The organism is Microcystis sp. LE18-22.4A (assembly GCF_027531105.1).
GTDB classification, from domain to species: domain Bacteria; phylum Cyanobacteriota; class Cyanobacteriia; order Cyanobacteriales; family Microcystaceae; genus Microcystis; species Microcystis aeruginosa.
On sequence record NZ_JAPZRB010000542.1, the window covers coordinates 1 to 14,688 of the forward strand.

Here is a 14,688-nt window from a genome sequence, read left to right on the forward strand (position 1 = left end):
TTAACTTTAAACTCTAAGACAAACATTTTACGCAGGGGGGACTTAGACAAAATCAGTATAGCACAATAAAAGTTAAGTTAACAAGATATAGTTTAAAAAGCCGTCCTAAAAGGACGGGGCTTTAACCCAAAATTTCGGTAACGGCAAAAGGAGGAAATTTCTTCGAGGAAATCGATCGCCGTCGGGAATTAGAGGGAAAAAGCAAAGTTCGACGGGATAATGCAGGAGATCAATCTCTCAATACTCATTTACTTAATGGATTATTTCCCGCTAATCTCATCGAAAAACGACTAGAAAAACTCAATACTACCGTTCGACGGGTAGTAAAGGAATGCGAGCGCAGGTTGGCGATCGCTGGGTTTATTCTCCACGATTTCGAGAAATTCCGCTACTCGCTTTTTCCCGCGATGCCGGCGAAATATATCGAGATTAACGAGGACTTCGATCGAGATATCCGCAAACTATCACGAGAGGAACATCGAGAGATTTTTCAAGTATTGGTTCCCGAATTAGGATTAGATCGCTTTTTATTTTCCGATCAACCAGAAAAATGGACTGAATATCTTGATGATTTGATATACATCGCTAAAAATGCCCAGCGTCGGAATGATACCGATCGAAATACTTCGGAAGATGGGTTAAATACTCGCTTAAACAATAGCGCCCTCGAAAGTTTAACCGATCTTGCCTGTCTAGCCGATCGCCTCGCATCCATTATTAAACACCCCCACGACGCGGAAAAAGCTCCGTTACAAGACCTTTTATACAGCCTCAGCGATGGGGAACTAAAATTCACTTACCACAGCATCGCCGAAAACCGCGGGGTACTAACAAACGTACTGAATAATGCGGTGATGGAAGCACATCAAGAACTAGACTATCAGCCTTTACTTTACTTGCCTACGGGAGTTGTCTATATCGCCCCCAAAAACGCGCCAGAAGTGTCCCTAGAAACCTTACCGAATCGAGTGGTGGACACCATTAAATCCCTCTGTAGCGGCGAATTACAGCGTAAACAAACGGGATTCGGCCGAGATGGCAAGGGGATGAAATACGCAGATTACTACAGCCAATTTTTCGACGATGCTGGGTTAATGCGCGCTGCCCTCAACGCCACCCTTCGCATCCTCGGTGATAATAAAGCGTCCGTGGCCCGAAGTCGCGGCGAAAACCTGATTAAATTTCAACAACAGGGCGTTTTACCCAGAGATTACGATTTTCATTGTGAAGATGATATCCGGATTGATCGCCTAGCGGAATTCGGGGACGTGGTGACGAGGAAAATCTGGGGCGATCGCCTGGAAAAAATCGAACAGGCGCGAAAATTGCAGAAAAACTTACCCGCACCGCCGGATTTAGATTTAATTAGCGAGATCGCGCATTATTGGAATCTAGAAAATTATCTGCCACAAATTCGAGCGATCAAGCGTATTAATGAATCGTTAAAAGAACTCAAACTGAAAGGCAATACGGGAGGGGTTCCCTACGAATGGTATTATCTAGCGGCGCAATACCTGAAACAGCATCCCGGAATCGAGGATATTAGACCGGTTGCAGAAGATTTAATCGCTTTTCTCGCCGCAAAAATCGCCGCCATAGTTGCGGGATATAATTTACCCGATGGTTGGGAGGATTTGCGACAGTGGGTTAATCAAATGGTGCAGTTACCCGGTCGGGAATTGGCCCACTCGATCGAAACCTTCCAGAAAGAATTAAACCACTACAACGCCGCTAAAAAACAAGGTCGCGGCCGTCAACTTCTCTGTTCGATCTCCCATTCTCCCTATAGTGTCAGCGAACAGATGGAATCGGCGGTTCTTTTTACTCCCCAAGTCTATACCAATAAACAAATGCTGGCAGGCTCGAACGCCAAACGAAATATTTCCAGTATCGCGGGAACGGAAATGATGTTGCGTCAGATTCTTATGAATCAAACCCAAGCGGTAGGAAAACGTTTCGAGGACGGCAAATATCGCTATCTGTACTTTTACCCGACCTATTATTTTACTCCCGAAACCAATAGTTTTTTACAAAAAGCCTACGCTAACATCGCTCAAACTCGTTTTGATAGCTCGATAAAGTTGCACTTTGTTGATAAGAATCTGGTCGCTAACTTCGATCGAACCCGTTATCAGAGTGTTGATAGTTTCCTGATCGATGAAAAATTAAGGCAGAAAAAGGAAACAATTAACGAGGAGGAAGATGGCAAAAAAGACCGCACTTTTAAACTATCCTATCCCGAAGATAAACCCTTAACCTTTTATTTTATAGCCCTACCTCCCGGCCGCGATCCCACCGATACGGAATCCTGGGTTATGCCAGCATGGTTAGGATTAGCTTTCCCGATGATTTTAGATGTCAAAACGGTGGTTTCTGAGTCTCCTATTCCTCCCTATCGCGACGGTGCGGAATTTGAAGAGACGGTATTTCTCGACAGTGCGCCCCAAGCGATCCGGTCCTTAACCCGATGCGATCGATTCCGTCTCGATCGAGTCTTGAACGCGTGGGAAGATAATGACGGAAAAAAATATTCCGCCCCCTTAAATACCCTAACCGCAGCCTATTCTATTCATTTAGACGTGAACTCGAAGCAGGGTAAGACGGGTTATGACCCCAATTGGGGCAAATTAACCGAACTCGCTATCAATTTAGAAACCAGTCCTCTCTATGTTTTTTATTACCTTAAACAGTGGAAACGGGGCAAAGATGCCGATATACCGAGCGCTAATCGAATCGCTCTGTATCTCTACGATTTTTATCCTTGTTTCGATCCCTATGTACAAGCCAACCGAACCAATTTAACTATCGATATGACAGCAGAATCGCCCTTAAATCACCCGAAAAACTTAACCGAATTGTATCGTCAATTCTATCGAGCTAATAAACGATATAATCCGAAAGCAAACGCAGTTTTAAAACCGATCGATGTGGCCGCCGATACGATTCTCAAAGGAGGAATGTATCAGGGAGAAGCCCTAGTTTCTGTAGTAGCGGCGGAAGTGGCCAGCTTAATGAATCGGGTTCATGCTTCTACAGCAGAAGGTCGCTGGATTCTATCCGATCGAGAACAGGAAAGACAGAAAATATTGTCTTTTGCTCGTTATTTTGTGATCGATGTGTTCGAGGGTTCTTTTAAGGGCGATCGAGCGCGTCTAGCCGGCAGACAATTAAACCTCATTCGCGATACCTGCGAATTTCTTTACCGTCTCGAACAGGACAGAGAAAATCAAGAGTTAAAAGCCCAGGGTCAAACTGTGGATGAAGATTCTGAAAACAATAATTAATTCAAGGAGTACCTACCATGTCTTTACTGAAAACCCTCGATTCTAAATTCTTTCATCGCGATATTCCCTACAAACCGATGGGAAAATACGTTCACTTTTTGACTATTCGAGTCACAGAATCTTATCCTTTATTTCAAACAGATGGAGACCTAAATAAAGCTCGTGTTCGTGCGGGAATTGATAGCAAAAAAACGATTAGTCGTTTATCGATGTTTAAACGTAAGCAATCAACTCCAGAACGCCTAGTCGGTCGAGAATTACTCAGAAACTACAAATTAATTACCGCCGAAGAATGTGAGTACAATGTAAAATTTGCCATGAATAACGCCGACTGTATTATTTATGGTTTTGCCATCGGTGATTCGGGTTCAGAAAAATCGAAAGTAGTAGTAGATACGGCTTTTTCGATCACACCCTTTGATGAATCCCATGAAAGTTTTACTTTAAACGCTCCCTACGAGAACGGTACTATGGCATCGAAGGGAGAAAATAACACAAAAGTAGGTGAAGTGACTAGCCGAATTAACCAACAAGATCACATCCGTCCGCAGGTGTTTTTCCCTAGTATTGTCACGCTCAAAGATCCGACAGAAGCAAGTTTTCTCTACGTTTTTAATAACATCCTGCGTACCCGTCACTACGGCGCGCAAACTACCCGGACGGGACGGGTAAGAAATGAGCTTATCGGTGTTATTTTTGCCGATGGGGAAATTGTTAGTAATTTGCGCTGGACACAGGCAATATATGATCGCCTTCCCGATGAAGTATTACACTCGATCGATCCCTTAGACGAGGATTTAGTTATGGAAAAAGCCACCGAAGCAATACAAGCATTAATGGCGGAAGAATTTATCGTTCATACCGATTTTATCGGGGAAAATTTTCAACCTTTATTAACTGAGGTGAAAACTCTCACGGGTACGGAAGCAGGAATTTTATCGATCTTGAACCAAGCGGATAAAGAAGCGAAAGACTACGCTAAGAAACATATCGCCGAGAAAAAGCCAGCCGCTAAAAAACCGTAAATTTCAGTAGGGTGAGTAATTTCTCACCCTAGATCCTCGCAATTTTTAAAGAGTTATGGTACATATTTATTCCTGTCAATTAGAACTGCACGATAGTCTTTATTACGCAACCCGTGAAATCGGCAGACTCTACGAAAGCGAACCCGTAATTCATAATTACGCGCTCTGTTATGCTTTGGGATTGGTAAATAGCGATAGTTATCGTTACTTCTGTTCCGAACAGATTCCACAGTACCAAGAACATTTAAATCCTCTTAACGAAGAGAAAATTTATGTCACTCCCGCACGGGCGATCGTTCATACGGCGGTTCTCAATACTTGGAAATATGCCAATAATAACTATCATGTGGAGATGGAAAAAACCCAGAAAAATATTCCCAGTTTTGGCAGGGCAAAAGAAATCGCTCCCGAAAGTGTTTTTGAATGTTTTATTATTTCCCATCACCCCCTACAACTTCCTAAATGGATTCGTTTGGGAAAATGGATGAGTAAAGCGGAAGTAAAACTGACAGAACTTTCCCTATCAAAACAAAAAGAGGATTTATTTATTTATCCCTATCCTTTAAATCCTCTCGATGTTATGTTTACCCATCAGGTGATTGGCTACGATGTGATTAATATGCCTCCCGTTAGTTTAATCCGTAATGTGAGAATGCGCGGGGAATATTACCAAATAAGCGATCGCCCTGATCTGAAAATTCCCGCTCGATTGTCCTATCACTTCGGTTGAAAATTGACCATGACTCTTATATCTTCTAAACCCCTGACTTTACCAGAATTTCTCTCGCTAACCGCTCCCGAGGGCGATATTACCGTCGCATCGCACATTTTACCCCGATTCGTACTGTTGACGAGATTTAAATAAAATTTGTTTGATCCGGTTGCGTAATGGCTCTGGTGTAAGTACAATACAGCGATCTCCGTAGGGTAAAATCTCCCGAATTAACCAAAAAGGACTAGAGACTTTACGGGTTATAATCCTTTTTCCGTTTACCTCTCGGTCGTCGATATCCCTTGTGTTCCTTTCATAGGCCTTCACGAGGTCTTTTTCTAATTGTAATTGTACTTCTATAAAATCGAGACTGTCTCGCCATGGTTCTTCGATCGGGATCAGGCTTTGAATACGAGAGAATTTAAGACAGCGATTGTGAACAAGCTCGGGAAAGTCTCGCCTATCTTCTTCTGGCAGGTCAACCGTTTCCTCACACCAGATCTCTAGATAGAATTCTTTTTCCCGAAACATGATCTCGGCACAGCGAACGGTAAATTCTAGGGTCTGTCCCTGAGAATTTTTGTACATTACCCGAAAAGCTTGCCGGTCATGGATATAGCGCTCCACCGTGAGCCGCCAATCGCGATCGTACTGACTCACCTGTTCGGAAATCTCCCGACGCTCTTGAGGGGAGAGATTTCCTCTCTCTAAAAGAAAATTAGAAAGAGTCTGGGCCTGTTCGATGTTACCCGATCGCACCAGACGGTCGATCGCTTCCTTGATCGCTTCGACCCGCTTTGCCGAGAGGGTAAAAGGTTCACCGATCTCCAGTTCTCCTTCGGCGATGGCGGCGATTAGACCTGACGGACTAGGACTTTTCCCCCAAAAGATGTTAAAGCGTCGGGCGATCGCCTCTAGCTTCTCCTTCGTGCCGGGAGGAATTGACAGTGTAATTGTTTCTTTTTTGCGATTCACCTTGAAAATATACTTGTAATTTTAGAATATTTGTGCTACAATACCTATATTGTAATGATAAATGAGGACAAAGGACTATGAGCAGAGGACAGTTGAGAAGGATAAGGAAGTGATCGGGGTTATTGCCGATTCCGCTATTCGTTTTAGGAAATCTCGAATCGGGGATGAGTTGACCGTTATGTTTTGCGATGGGTCGGTCAAAGTAAACAAAATTTAATCAAGCCTAAAGCTGATTAAAGGAGGAAAGTGGGATTATCAAGCTATCCCTATTAGGGAATTCCTTAAAAAAGACTATTTACAGTCTTGATTGCGATATTTTTTCAATTCCTTAGAGGCTTTTATCGCTGGACTATCATTTTAGCGGACAGTTGGGTGCTGATCAACCTCTCGATCTGTAAATTTTCTCTTTATTGCTATATTAACCTTTTAAAGTGATATAGTAATAAACGAACCAGACCTTACGCCTAGTCCGTCTATGTTGATTGACTACTTCATAGGTTATGACAAGGCTAGTCCGAGAGTCAACATATTGAGGTGAAAACCTATGAGTGATAACTTATCCGATCGTTTACTGAGATTGATGTCCGATGGAGGCTGGCACTCTAGCCAAGAACTAGCGGAAAAAATTAGCCATCGCTTTTCGGCAACGATGCACGTTCTGAAAAAACGAGGTCATCAATTCGAGCAACGTCATATCGAAAGAAAGCGCTACGAGTGGCGACTAAAAGCGTAGCTTAGAGCGATCGCTCCGTGAATCCATGCCGTATGGGGGATTGTCTCCCCCTATACTGATCACCTCTTGTATTCGATTGCGAGATGAGCGAACAATATGATGTTCATAACAGACGAGTGCCAACCAACCTTAGAAGAAAGGTATTTTCTAAAAATCCGTCCCCAGCTTTACAAGCTACACGCGTCCCATTACCAATATGGGGTTAGAAAGGGAACAAGCCTAGCCGAGCATTTAGATTCTGTCTGTCAATTTCTTTTAACCATCACCCGTATCGCAGGAGTGCCAGAAGAAAAACGAGAGATAATTTTAGCCGTCGGAGTGACCCATGATTTAAATAAATTAGATGAATCAGGACGTAGTGTTAAGAAACTGGCGAGAGATCGGGCTTTTTTACAGGAACAGTTGGAGTTAGCCGGTGTATCGGCTCTGGTGAAAACCGAAGAGGATTACGAGCTAGTCAGAAGATTAATCGAGCGTCATTCCGGTCATAGTGCCAGCGATGGAATGAGATTTTTTCCAGAAGATGGAAATATTAAAAAATGGGCGGCCATGTTGATCGGGGCTGATCTATTCGACTTGGGGATAGGGGAAGAAAAACGTCTTCGTAAGGTCGAGAACGAATTAACGATCGCTCTCGGCCGTCCCTGTCAATTATTTCGTGTTTGCTTATCGGAGGATAAAGGGTATTTAACCTCGCTTTTGTTGGGAGCCTGCGAAGAAGTGTTGATGAAATACAGCCTACAGTCTTTAGCGATCTATCCCGACGGACAACTATTTTTAGGTGAGAAATTCCCTGATCGAGATCTGACGAAAGAGATAGCGATCGCTTGGCAAAATAGAATCGATCGGGTGTTCGGTAACAATATCGAACAACTTGTCCATCCGACGAAAGACGGGATTAAAATCGAGCTTCAAGCGATCCAACAAAATCCAGAGGAAACCCTCGATTGTGTTATCGCATTGTTAGAAAAAAAGAAAGCGGGCATCAAATCCGATAAAATTCAACAAGATGTTAGCAAATACGCGGGAATAGCGGGAGAGAAAGCGGTTCGAGAAGCCGAAGCGGTTGGATTATTACCGATTGCCACTGCCGACGATTTCGCCATTTCTGAAGGTCTGAAGGCCGCTTACCTGAGTTATCGAGGGGCTGGTATAAATCCGCAGGAAGCTTGGGAGAGGATTGGCGAGCGCACCGGACTATCGAAAGAACAAAGGATCGCACTCGAACCTTTTAATTCTCAATACGGCCGTTGTCTGTTCGCAGCTAAATCCGCAGAGAGGGGAATGGAAGGGATTCAAGAGGCTTTAAGGGAATCTTTTCAACTACGTTTGGCAACAAACCTCCAGGACTCGGATTTGGAAGTATCCGAAGAAATGATAGCGGTAGTTTCTCAATGGCTGAATTTCCCTAATGCGAGAACTTGGCGGGCAAAAGACGAGCTTGATGCTTATATCGAAGCAAATCCCCGACAACGTTCCTCCCTCGGTAGCACATCGAAACAGATTGAAGAACTCATGTCGAATAATATGCCCCCAGAGACAAAAGTTCAATCTTTTTCCAATCGTCTCCCTGGGGGAATGAGTGCGGAACCGAAAAGACAAGCGGATACAATGGCTTCTCTCGCCTATAAATTAATGGCTGTCGGCGCATCTTTTCCCGCCGCTACTAAGCAAGAACCGCTTTATCTTCATTTTGCTTTACCGAAAGGGTCTAGTCCCGATCTATTGAGCTTTTGGAGACGATTTTTAGAGGAGAAAGCGGCGATAGGCGAGGGAGGAACGGTCACAATCGATGAACTCAAGTTCTATAAAGTCGATAACGAACAGTTAATTTACAAACCTCGATCGATCAATGAATTGGGTATCGAGTTCAAATTGAACAAAGTAGTCGGTTTGGCTTTTCCTAAACGTCCTGAGTTTATCCAATCGACCGTAATTATCCCAATTTTATGGGGTGATGCGAATAATTCAATAGCCTTATTGAAAACAATTCACTTGGCCTTAGATTTGTCTCTTGCGACGGATTTCGGGTTTCCTTTTGTAGTCAGTAGTAATTTGGAGGTGGAATCATGGAATAATTTTTATGGAAGAGTTGAGGGGATTCCCTCTACTTTGCAACCGTTACTAGGAAACGGTCAATATCGGCGGAGCGGTCACAGTACGCCAAAAACTTTAAGACCCGAAGAAATCGCCGAGGAAATTTTAACTCGATTAAGATGTTTGGGTAAATTAGCGATAACAATTGCTAGTCTTCAAAAGAAAGATGATTGCCTTTACGACCTCTCCCGATCGCTAAGAAGACCGATCGAACTTTACTATGTTATTCTTCGTTGGTTATTACGAGAACATGATGATCCGAATTTAGAGTATTTTTGGCACCAGATTTCTCAACCCTTGAATATTTTACTGGAGAGTTGCATGAAGGATGAACATGATCTATTAAGTCGCTATCTTAAAGAAGCGGCTAGTATTGCCGAAGAAGCGGTCTTACGGGGGAGTTCTTTCCGTCGAACCTCGCAAGCGGAACCGTTTACCGAGTTTATCAACGCGATTCGTTCTCGCAAAGCCCATCTGTCCTGGGATGTGGTTTTCGGTGCGTTAGTGCAGAATTATCACAACCGACTTGATCGCATCCGCGAACACGGTGTCGGTGCAACTAAATACGAACAGATCAAGCGGTATTACGAGGTATTGAGACAACTTTTCGAGGAAGTTTATCAATCCCGCCCAGAAAGACTTCTAGCCGATAAAAAAACACTAGAAGCCGCATATCTTTTCTTCCTACAGGAAGCCAGGCAACGGATCAAGGAAGAATCGAAAAATCAACCCCCAACTGCCGCAGAAACTAACGAGCAATAAATAATCCACGAATATTCAGGAAAACGATTCTATGACTATCGAAAAATTAACCCCCTTTCTTGCGCCCGCTTACGAGAACTTCCCCAAAGGCAGAACGATCGGGCTAGTTGTTTTAAGAACTACTCGCTCCGAAACGATCTTCCGCACCGAAGGGTCTGGAGAGCCGATGTGTGGTGAATTCGTACAAGCGGGAATCAACGATCCGACAATTATCCCCCGTTTGGTTATGACAAAACGTAAACAGATCGCCCCAGAAAGACGGCGGGGACGGGAATTTTTAAGAGCAAATAACCTACTGTATAACGCGCCCAAGGGCGGCACAGTTTGTTCTTTAAACACGAACGCGCCCTGTGAATGCTGTATCGATTGTTTCCTGTACGGTTTCGCTGCGGGGGGTGAAGGCGCTCAGAAAAGTCGGGTTTGGACAGAAGACGCGTTTAGTGTTTTATCGAGTACCGAATTAATCGGGGAGCGGACGATCAACGCTATTTTCGAGAATGGCACGATGCGTGATGAAAAAGGAACCGCTTCTACCGCTTTGAACACGAGCGAGTACATTAAACCGGGGGTTCATTTCCTCGATATCGTCACTCTAAAAGATGTTACGGCCGACGAGTTACGCTACACGGTCGGAAATATTCTTATGACGACCCGTTACGGCGCGGTTTCAAGTCGATTAGGACGGATGGATAATGAAATTATCGGGGTTTTCGGCGGAATGGCGGAATTACCCAGTTCTCTAGAATTGGTGCAGTCTGTTTACGACTTGCTGGGAGCGCCTGAAAAGCTATTGGAACATCCTTTTAACACCGAGGAGCTAACTACCGCCGTCAAATCCGCGATCGCTCCGTGGACAAATAAGCGAGGTATTTCTATGCGGTTATCAGAGGAAGAGTTAACTGAGTTGATCTTGGATGTTGATCGCCATTGGTCTTTGGACGATCAGGAAACCTTTTTAAAACGTCTCGATGAATCCTATGCTTCTTTCCGTAAACCTCGTTCTGAAGACGTTGGCAAAAAAGGAAAAGGCAAAAAGGATGCTTCGTCCGTTTCGCTGTAAATCTTTCACGGGTTAGAGGATCGAAAATTTTTCTAACCCTTCATCTCAAAATCGAATTTTATGCAACAACTTGAATTACCTCTCCCGTCCCTAGCGGAACCGAAAAAGACAATTTACGAAAGTGCGAGGCTGATCGAGCTTTGGTGTGCCGAACCCGTTTTTTTCGCCTCTAGAGAGTTATCCGACACCTACTATACCGAGGGAGCGATCGGTAACTACGCACTCGCTTATGCGTTTGGTTGGGCGCGTTCTCCCTACCGTCTGACGGGAACCGCAACCTGTAGACCGAGATACCGGGAAGACCTATCGCCTTTAGATAGTTACATTTTGCCCGCGTGGCCGAAAAATGATCGGACATCTTTTCGATTTGAACGTTTTAACGCACTGTCCGATAGTTACTGGTATGCGATGACGAATAATCGTGTGGCGATCGCCCGTGAAGACTTACCGATCAAACGCTCCGGGAAAAAGCCGAATACCTTTCGACCGAGCAATTTTCCTCAAACGGGACGACTACGGATAATAGAACGAGGAAGTCGTTTTCAAACTTTAGTGTTCGGAAATAGAGAATTGCCCGAATATATTCGCTTAGGCAAATTCACCAGTAAAGTGAAAGTAACCATCCTTTCCGAAAATAGAGTTATTCTATTACCCAACGGGGAATATCGTAGTCATATCTACCTCAATACTGCTGATATACCCGCTAGTGTAAATTTTTTATCGTTCGATCTAATTGCAATTCCGCCAGTCTCCCTTTTCAAAAATCTTCACTTTCAAGGAGAAGCTTGGCAGATAGGTGAATCGATTGTTCCCGCTTATTTAAAATTCTGCGGAGGGTGAAATTATGGATAATCAATTTTTAAATATATGGCTAGAGCCAAAAAGTATTGCGGTTTGTGATTCTCTTCCTGATAAACTCCATTTTATGAAACCAGCCCTACAACATCAGGTAGAAGTGTATGAAAAATCCCGCAATCACGATTTAATTCTCGATCTAGCACCAACTGGAACTGGAAAAACAAAAGCGGGTTTTACGGTTCTTTTACATAATCCCAATCAAACTGCGATTTATATCGCTCCGACTAACGCGCTTGTCACCCAACAAGCGGAAGCGGCCGAGGCTTTTGTGAGGGATGCTAAATTAACGCACGTTGTCAAGGCCGCATCGGCCAAGGAAATTCAGGGATGGTCAGATGATCGGGTAGGCAAACGATCGGGAGAAAAGCTCTATAATCTCCTTCAGAATCCCGCTACGATTTTTCCCGAAGTAGGAGCAAATAGACCACTTTTCTTAGTTACAAACCCTGATATTTTTTATTATGCTACGTTTTGGGCTTATAATAGCTTAGATAAATCTAACATAGCTAGTGAGTTTTATAGCAGATTTTCTACAATTATATTTGATGAATTTCATCTGTATAGTGCTAAACAGTTAGTTAGTTTGCTATTTTTTATCGCTTATTCTAAGGTTTTAGACTATTTTCAGAACAATCGGAAAATTGTTATTCTGACGGCAACTCCTGAGAAAGCTTGTGATGAAGCTTTTAACACTTTAGAAAGAGCGGGAATCAGAATCGCGCGAATTGATGGGGAGGATAATAATAGCGATCAAGTTCCTTCGCAGACCAAAGTGGCTCTAGAAATTCGTCCGAAAATTGAACGAGACGAATATCTAGTACAAATCGCGGATGAAGTCAAGGAAAAATATCTAGCGAATCCCAATGACAATGGTGCAGTTATTCTCGACTCTAAAGATCACATTAATCGGTTGGCCGATTTGCTGACGGAACGAGGATTAAAAGAGGGTTACGGAAGAATACACGGATCGACACCTCAAAAGGATAGACTTTTAGCAGTTCAAAAACCGATTATTCTCGCAACCAGCACTGTAGATGTGGGTTTTAACTTCGAGAAAAATCCAGTCCCAACCCGACAAACTTTAGATTGGTTAATTTTTTCTGCGAAGGATCGTCATTCTTTCTGGCAAAGATTAGGAAGAGTTGGCAGAGTATTAGGGCGCAAGATTACAGATATCCCGTCGGAAGCGATCGCCTATATAGATCCGAAAGCTTGGGAAGAGGGAATTCTCGAACTAGATCGATCAGGTGGTCGAGAGTCATTGAGAAAGATGCTAGAAAGTTTATCTTGCTTAGATCGTCCTTTTTTAAGTATTTACTGGCGTTCCGAAGCTTCTTTAGAGATAGCTCGTCCTTTATCCGAGTTAGAAGATCTTTTGACAGATTTACCCCAAATTAGCGTTATTGAAGAGTTATATCAAACAATGCGGTGTATCTTAGGAGGCACAAAAGACTGGAGTTACTATCGGTCTCGAATGCGTGTTTTTACTGGTGCGGAGAAGATTAAAGATATTTCTATTAAAAAACTAAAAAGTGATTGGAAATTTACCAAGGGAGGTCAAGCGCTGATTAAAACTTTCTTTAAATGTTATTATCCTGAATATTTGAAAGAAATAGAAGCCGATCAGAATAAAATTAAACATTATGAAGATATGTTTAAAAAATACCCAGAAAATTTCGAGAGTTTGAAGGGTTTCGCTAGGATGTGGTATGCCACCTATCAGCCTATCTTTCAATTCCGAGATAGTCTTTTTGACAACATTAAGGTTGTTGATCGCTTTAATCTTTTGCTCGATGAATCCGAAGAAACTATTATCGATCCTATTCATTTACTTAGGTATTATGATTTCGCTACCGACGGAGAGAAAATTGAACTTAAGAGACGAGTAGATAAACCTTATGAGCTTAAATTTATTCTATATAATCAAGATTCATTGGAGAAATTTAAACAAAATAAGCTGAATCGATTAATGGCTTTTGAGGACTGTAACCTTGAAAGATGGCTAAGAGGCGCAAAAATTCCAACTCCCTCATTACAACAACTAAGGCAACAATTCGTATCGGGAGTAATTGTATCTACGCAAGAAAATCAGGGTACGATTATTCAGCTTAGAAAACAAGGGCTAACAATATTTCCGATGTACGTTCATTTTGCTGAACAACCTAGACCGAAGGAGTTTACTTTTTTTCCGAGTTTATCTGGTATATTAGCGATCGCTTCCAGTGGAAGAAGATTAAAACTACCAGATGGCGAGGACTTTTACATAGCTTAAAAATAGCGTAAAACTTACAGCAGGCTGGAGAATATTTGTTATGACTAGCGTTACATCTAAACCCCTCACTTTACCGGAATTTTTCTCACTAACCGCTCCCGATGGCGATATTACCTATGAATTAGTCGATGGAGAAGCGATCCCAAAAATGTCACCGAAATTCTTTCATTCTCGTTTAACTCTGGCTTTATCTTCTATACTCGATCGCTGGAATCAAGGACGGGGAGAAGTGGGAATCGAATGGGCGATCATTCTCAGCAAAAACGATCGAGATTGGTGTCCCGTTCCCGATCTTCTCTACATTTCCCTGGAAAGGTTAGGAGATATTCCCCTCACCGATGAAGCTTGTCCCGTTCCCCCGGAATTAGTCATCGAAATTATCTCTCCGGAACAATCTTTCAGCAGCCTGAGCGAAAAAGCCGTGGACTACCTAAAAGCGGGAGTCAGTCGCGTCTGGATCGTCGATCCCCGGGCCAAGCAGATCACAATTTTCTATCCCGATGCACCCCCGGCGATTAAAAAAGGCGATGACGAAATTAGCGATATTCTCCTCCCCGATTTAACCCTAACCCCCAGACAAATTTTTGCCAAGGCCCGATTAAGTTAATGCCCTACAGTCTCGTTCTCAATCTCACCCCTCGATCGCCGATCTATCCGAATTTTCTCACCGGACGACACCTTCAGGCGCTATTCCTTACAAAAAGAGGATTTATTTAGGGCTTGCTGAAAAAGTACGGGCGAAGCATTCGGATAGAAAATCTACGGTTTCACCGATAGGTTATTGCCCGAATGCTTCGCCCCTACAGGACGCGGGCCGATGAAGACGCAAGGTTTTGAACGACGATTCTCTCAAAATCTTGCACCTGTTTCGCTCGTAAAGCCCCAAAACCCTTACTTTGCCTACATTTCA

The 14,688-nt window shown here is 43.3% G+C and carries 9 protein-coding genes and 3 pseudogenes; 11 read left to right on the top strand and 1 reads right to left on the bottom strand.

The genetic code is table 11. From position 1 onward, the window contains the following. Window positions 1-131: 131 nt before the first annotated feature. The 4 genes and pseudogenes from cas10d to O9295_RS23145 form a co-directional block, all read left to right on the top strand. Window positions 132-3,284 (top strand): annotated as a pseudogene (gene cas10d, locus O9295_RS23130) (type I-D CRISPR-associated protein Cas10d/Csc3); the annotation flags it as partial. Between the two features lie 17 nt (window positions 3,285-3,301). After that, window positions 3,302-4,309, top strand: coding sequence for a type I-D CRISPR-associated protein Cas7/Csc2 (gene cas7d, locus O9295_RS23135; protein ID WP_288035648.1), 1,008 nt, complete (start codon window positions 3,302-3,304; stop codon window positions 4,307-4,309). Between the two features lie 55 nt (window positions 4,310-4,364). After that, on the top strand, window positions 4,365-5,039 hold the full coding sequence (gene cas5d, locus O9295_RS23140; RefSeq protein ID WP_016515571.1) for a type I-D CRISPR-associated protein Cas5/Csc1: 675 nt from the start codon (window positions 4,365-4,367) through the stop codon (window positions 5,037-5,039). A gap of 9 nt (window positions 5,040-5,048) precedes the next feature. Next, window positions 5,049-5,123 (top strand): annotated as a pseudogene (locus O9295_RS23145) (Uma2 family endonuclease); the annotation flags it as partial. A gap of 15 nt (window positions 5,124-5,138) precedes the next feature. Here O9295_RS23145 and O9295_RS23150 read toward each other — a convergent pair. Continuing rightward, the gene (locus O9295_RS23150) at window positions 5,139-5,996 is read right to left on the bottom strand and encodes a helix-turn-helix transcriptional regulator (RefSeq protein WP_288035650.1); all 858 of its coding nucleotides are present in this window, start codon (window positions 5,994-5,996) and stop codon (window positions 5,139-5,141) included. 544 nt (window positions 5,997-6,540) lie between these two features. On the opposite strand from O9295_RS23150, the gene O9295_RS23155 reads away from it, so the two are divergent. The 7 genes and pseudogenes from O9295_RS23155 to O9295_RS23185 all read left to right on the top strand — a co-directional run. Then, window positions 6,541-6,729 (top strand): hypothetical protein, encoded by a 189-nt coding sequence (locus O9295_RS23155; RefSeq protein WP_069474927.1) that lies wholly within the window; start codon window positions 6,541-6,543, stop codon window positions 6,727-6,729. Between the two features lie 96 nt (window positions 6,730-6,825). After that, window positions 6,826-9,588, top strand: coding sequence for a hypothetical protein (locus O9295_RS23160; RefSeq protein ID WP_288035651.1), 2,763 nt, complete (start codon window positions 6,826-6,828; stop codon window positions 9,586-9,588). 31 nt (window positions 9,589-9,619) lie between these two features. Continuing rightward, the gene (gene cas7d / locus O9295_RS23165; protein WP_069474925.1) at window positions 9,620-10,648 is read left to right on the top strand and encodes a type I-D CRISPR-associated protein Cas7/Csc2; all 1,029 of its coding nucleotides are present in this window, start codon (window positions 9,620-9,622) and stop codon (window positions 10,646-10,648) included. Between the two features lie 60 nt (window positions 10,649-10,708). Beyond that, window positions 10,709-11,488, top strand: a complete 780-nt coding sequence (gene cas5d / locus O9295_RS23170) for a type I-D CRISPR-associated protein Cas5/Csc1 (RefSeq protein ID WP_069474924.1) — start codon at window positions 10,709-10,711, stop codon at window positions 11,486-11,488. Between the two features lie 4 nt (window positions 11,489-11,492). After that, on the top strand, window positions 11,493-13,778 hold the full coding sequence (gene cas3 / locus O9295_RS23175; protein WP_190720993.1) for a type I-D CRISPR-associated helicase Cas3': 2,286 nt from the start codon (window positions 11,493-11,495) through the stop codon (window positions 13,776-13,778). A gap of 40 nt (window positions 13,779-13,818) precedes the next feature. Next, window positions 13,819-14,385 (top strand): Uma2 family endonuclease, encoded by a 567-nt coding sequence (locus tag O9295_RS23180; RefSeq protein ID WP_288035653.1) that lies wholly within the window; start codon window positions 13,819-13,821, stop codon window positions 14,383-14,385. After that, window positions 14,385-14,477: pseudogene (locus O9295_RS23185) on the top strand (CRISPR-associated endoribonuclease Cas6); the annotation flags it as partial. The gene O9295_RS23180 and the pseudogene O9295_RS23185, both read left to right, overlap by 1 nt. Between the last annotated feature and the right edge of the window lie 211 nt (window positions 14,478-14,688).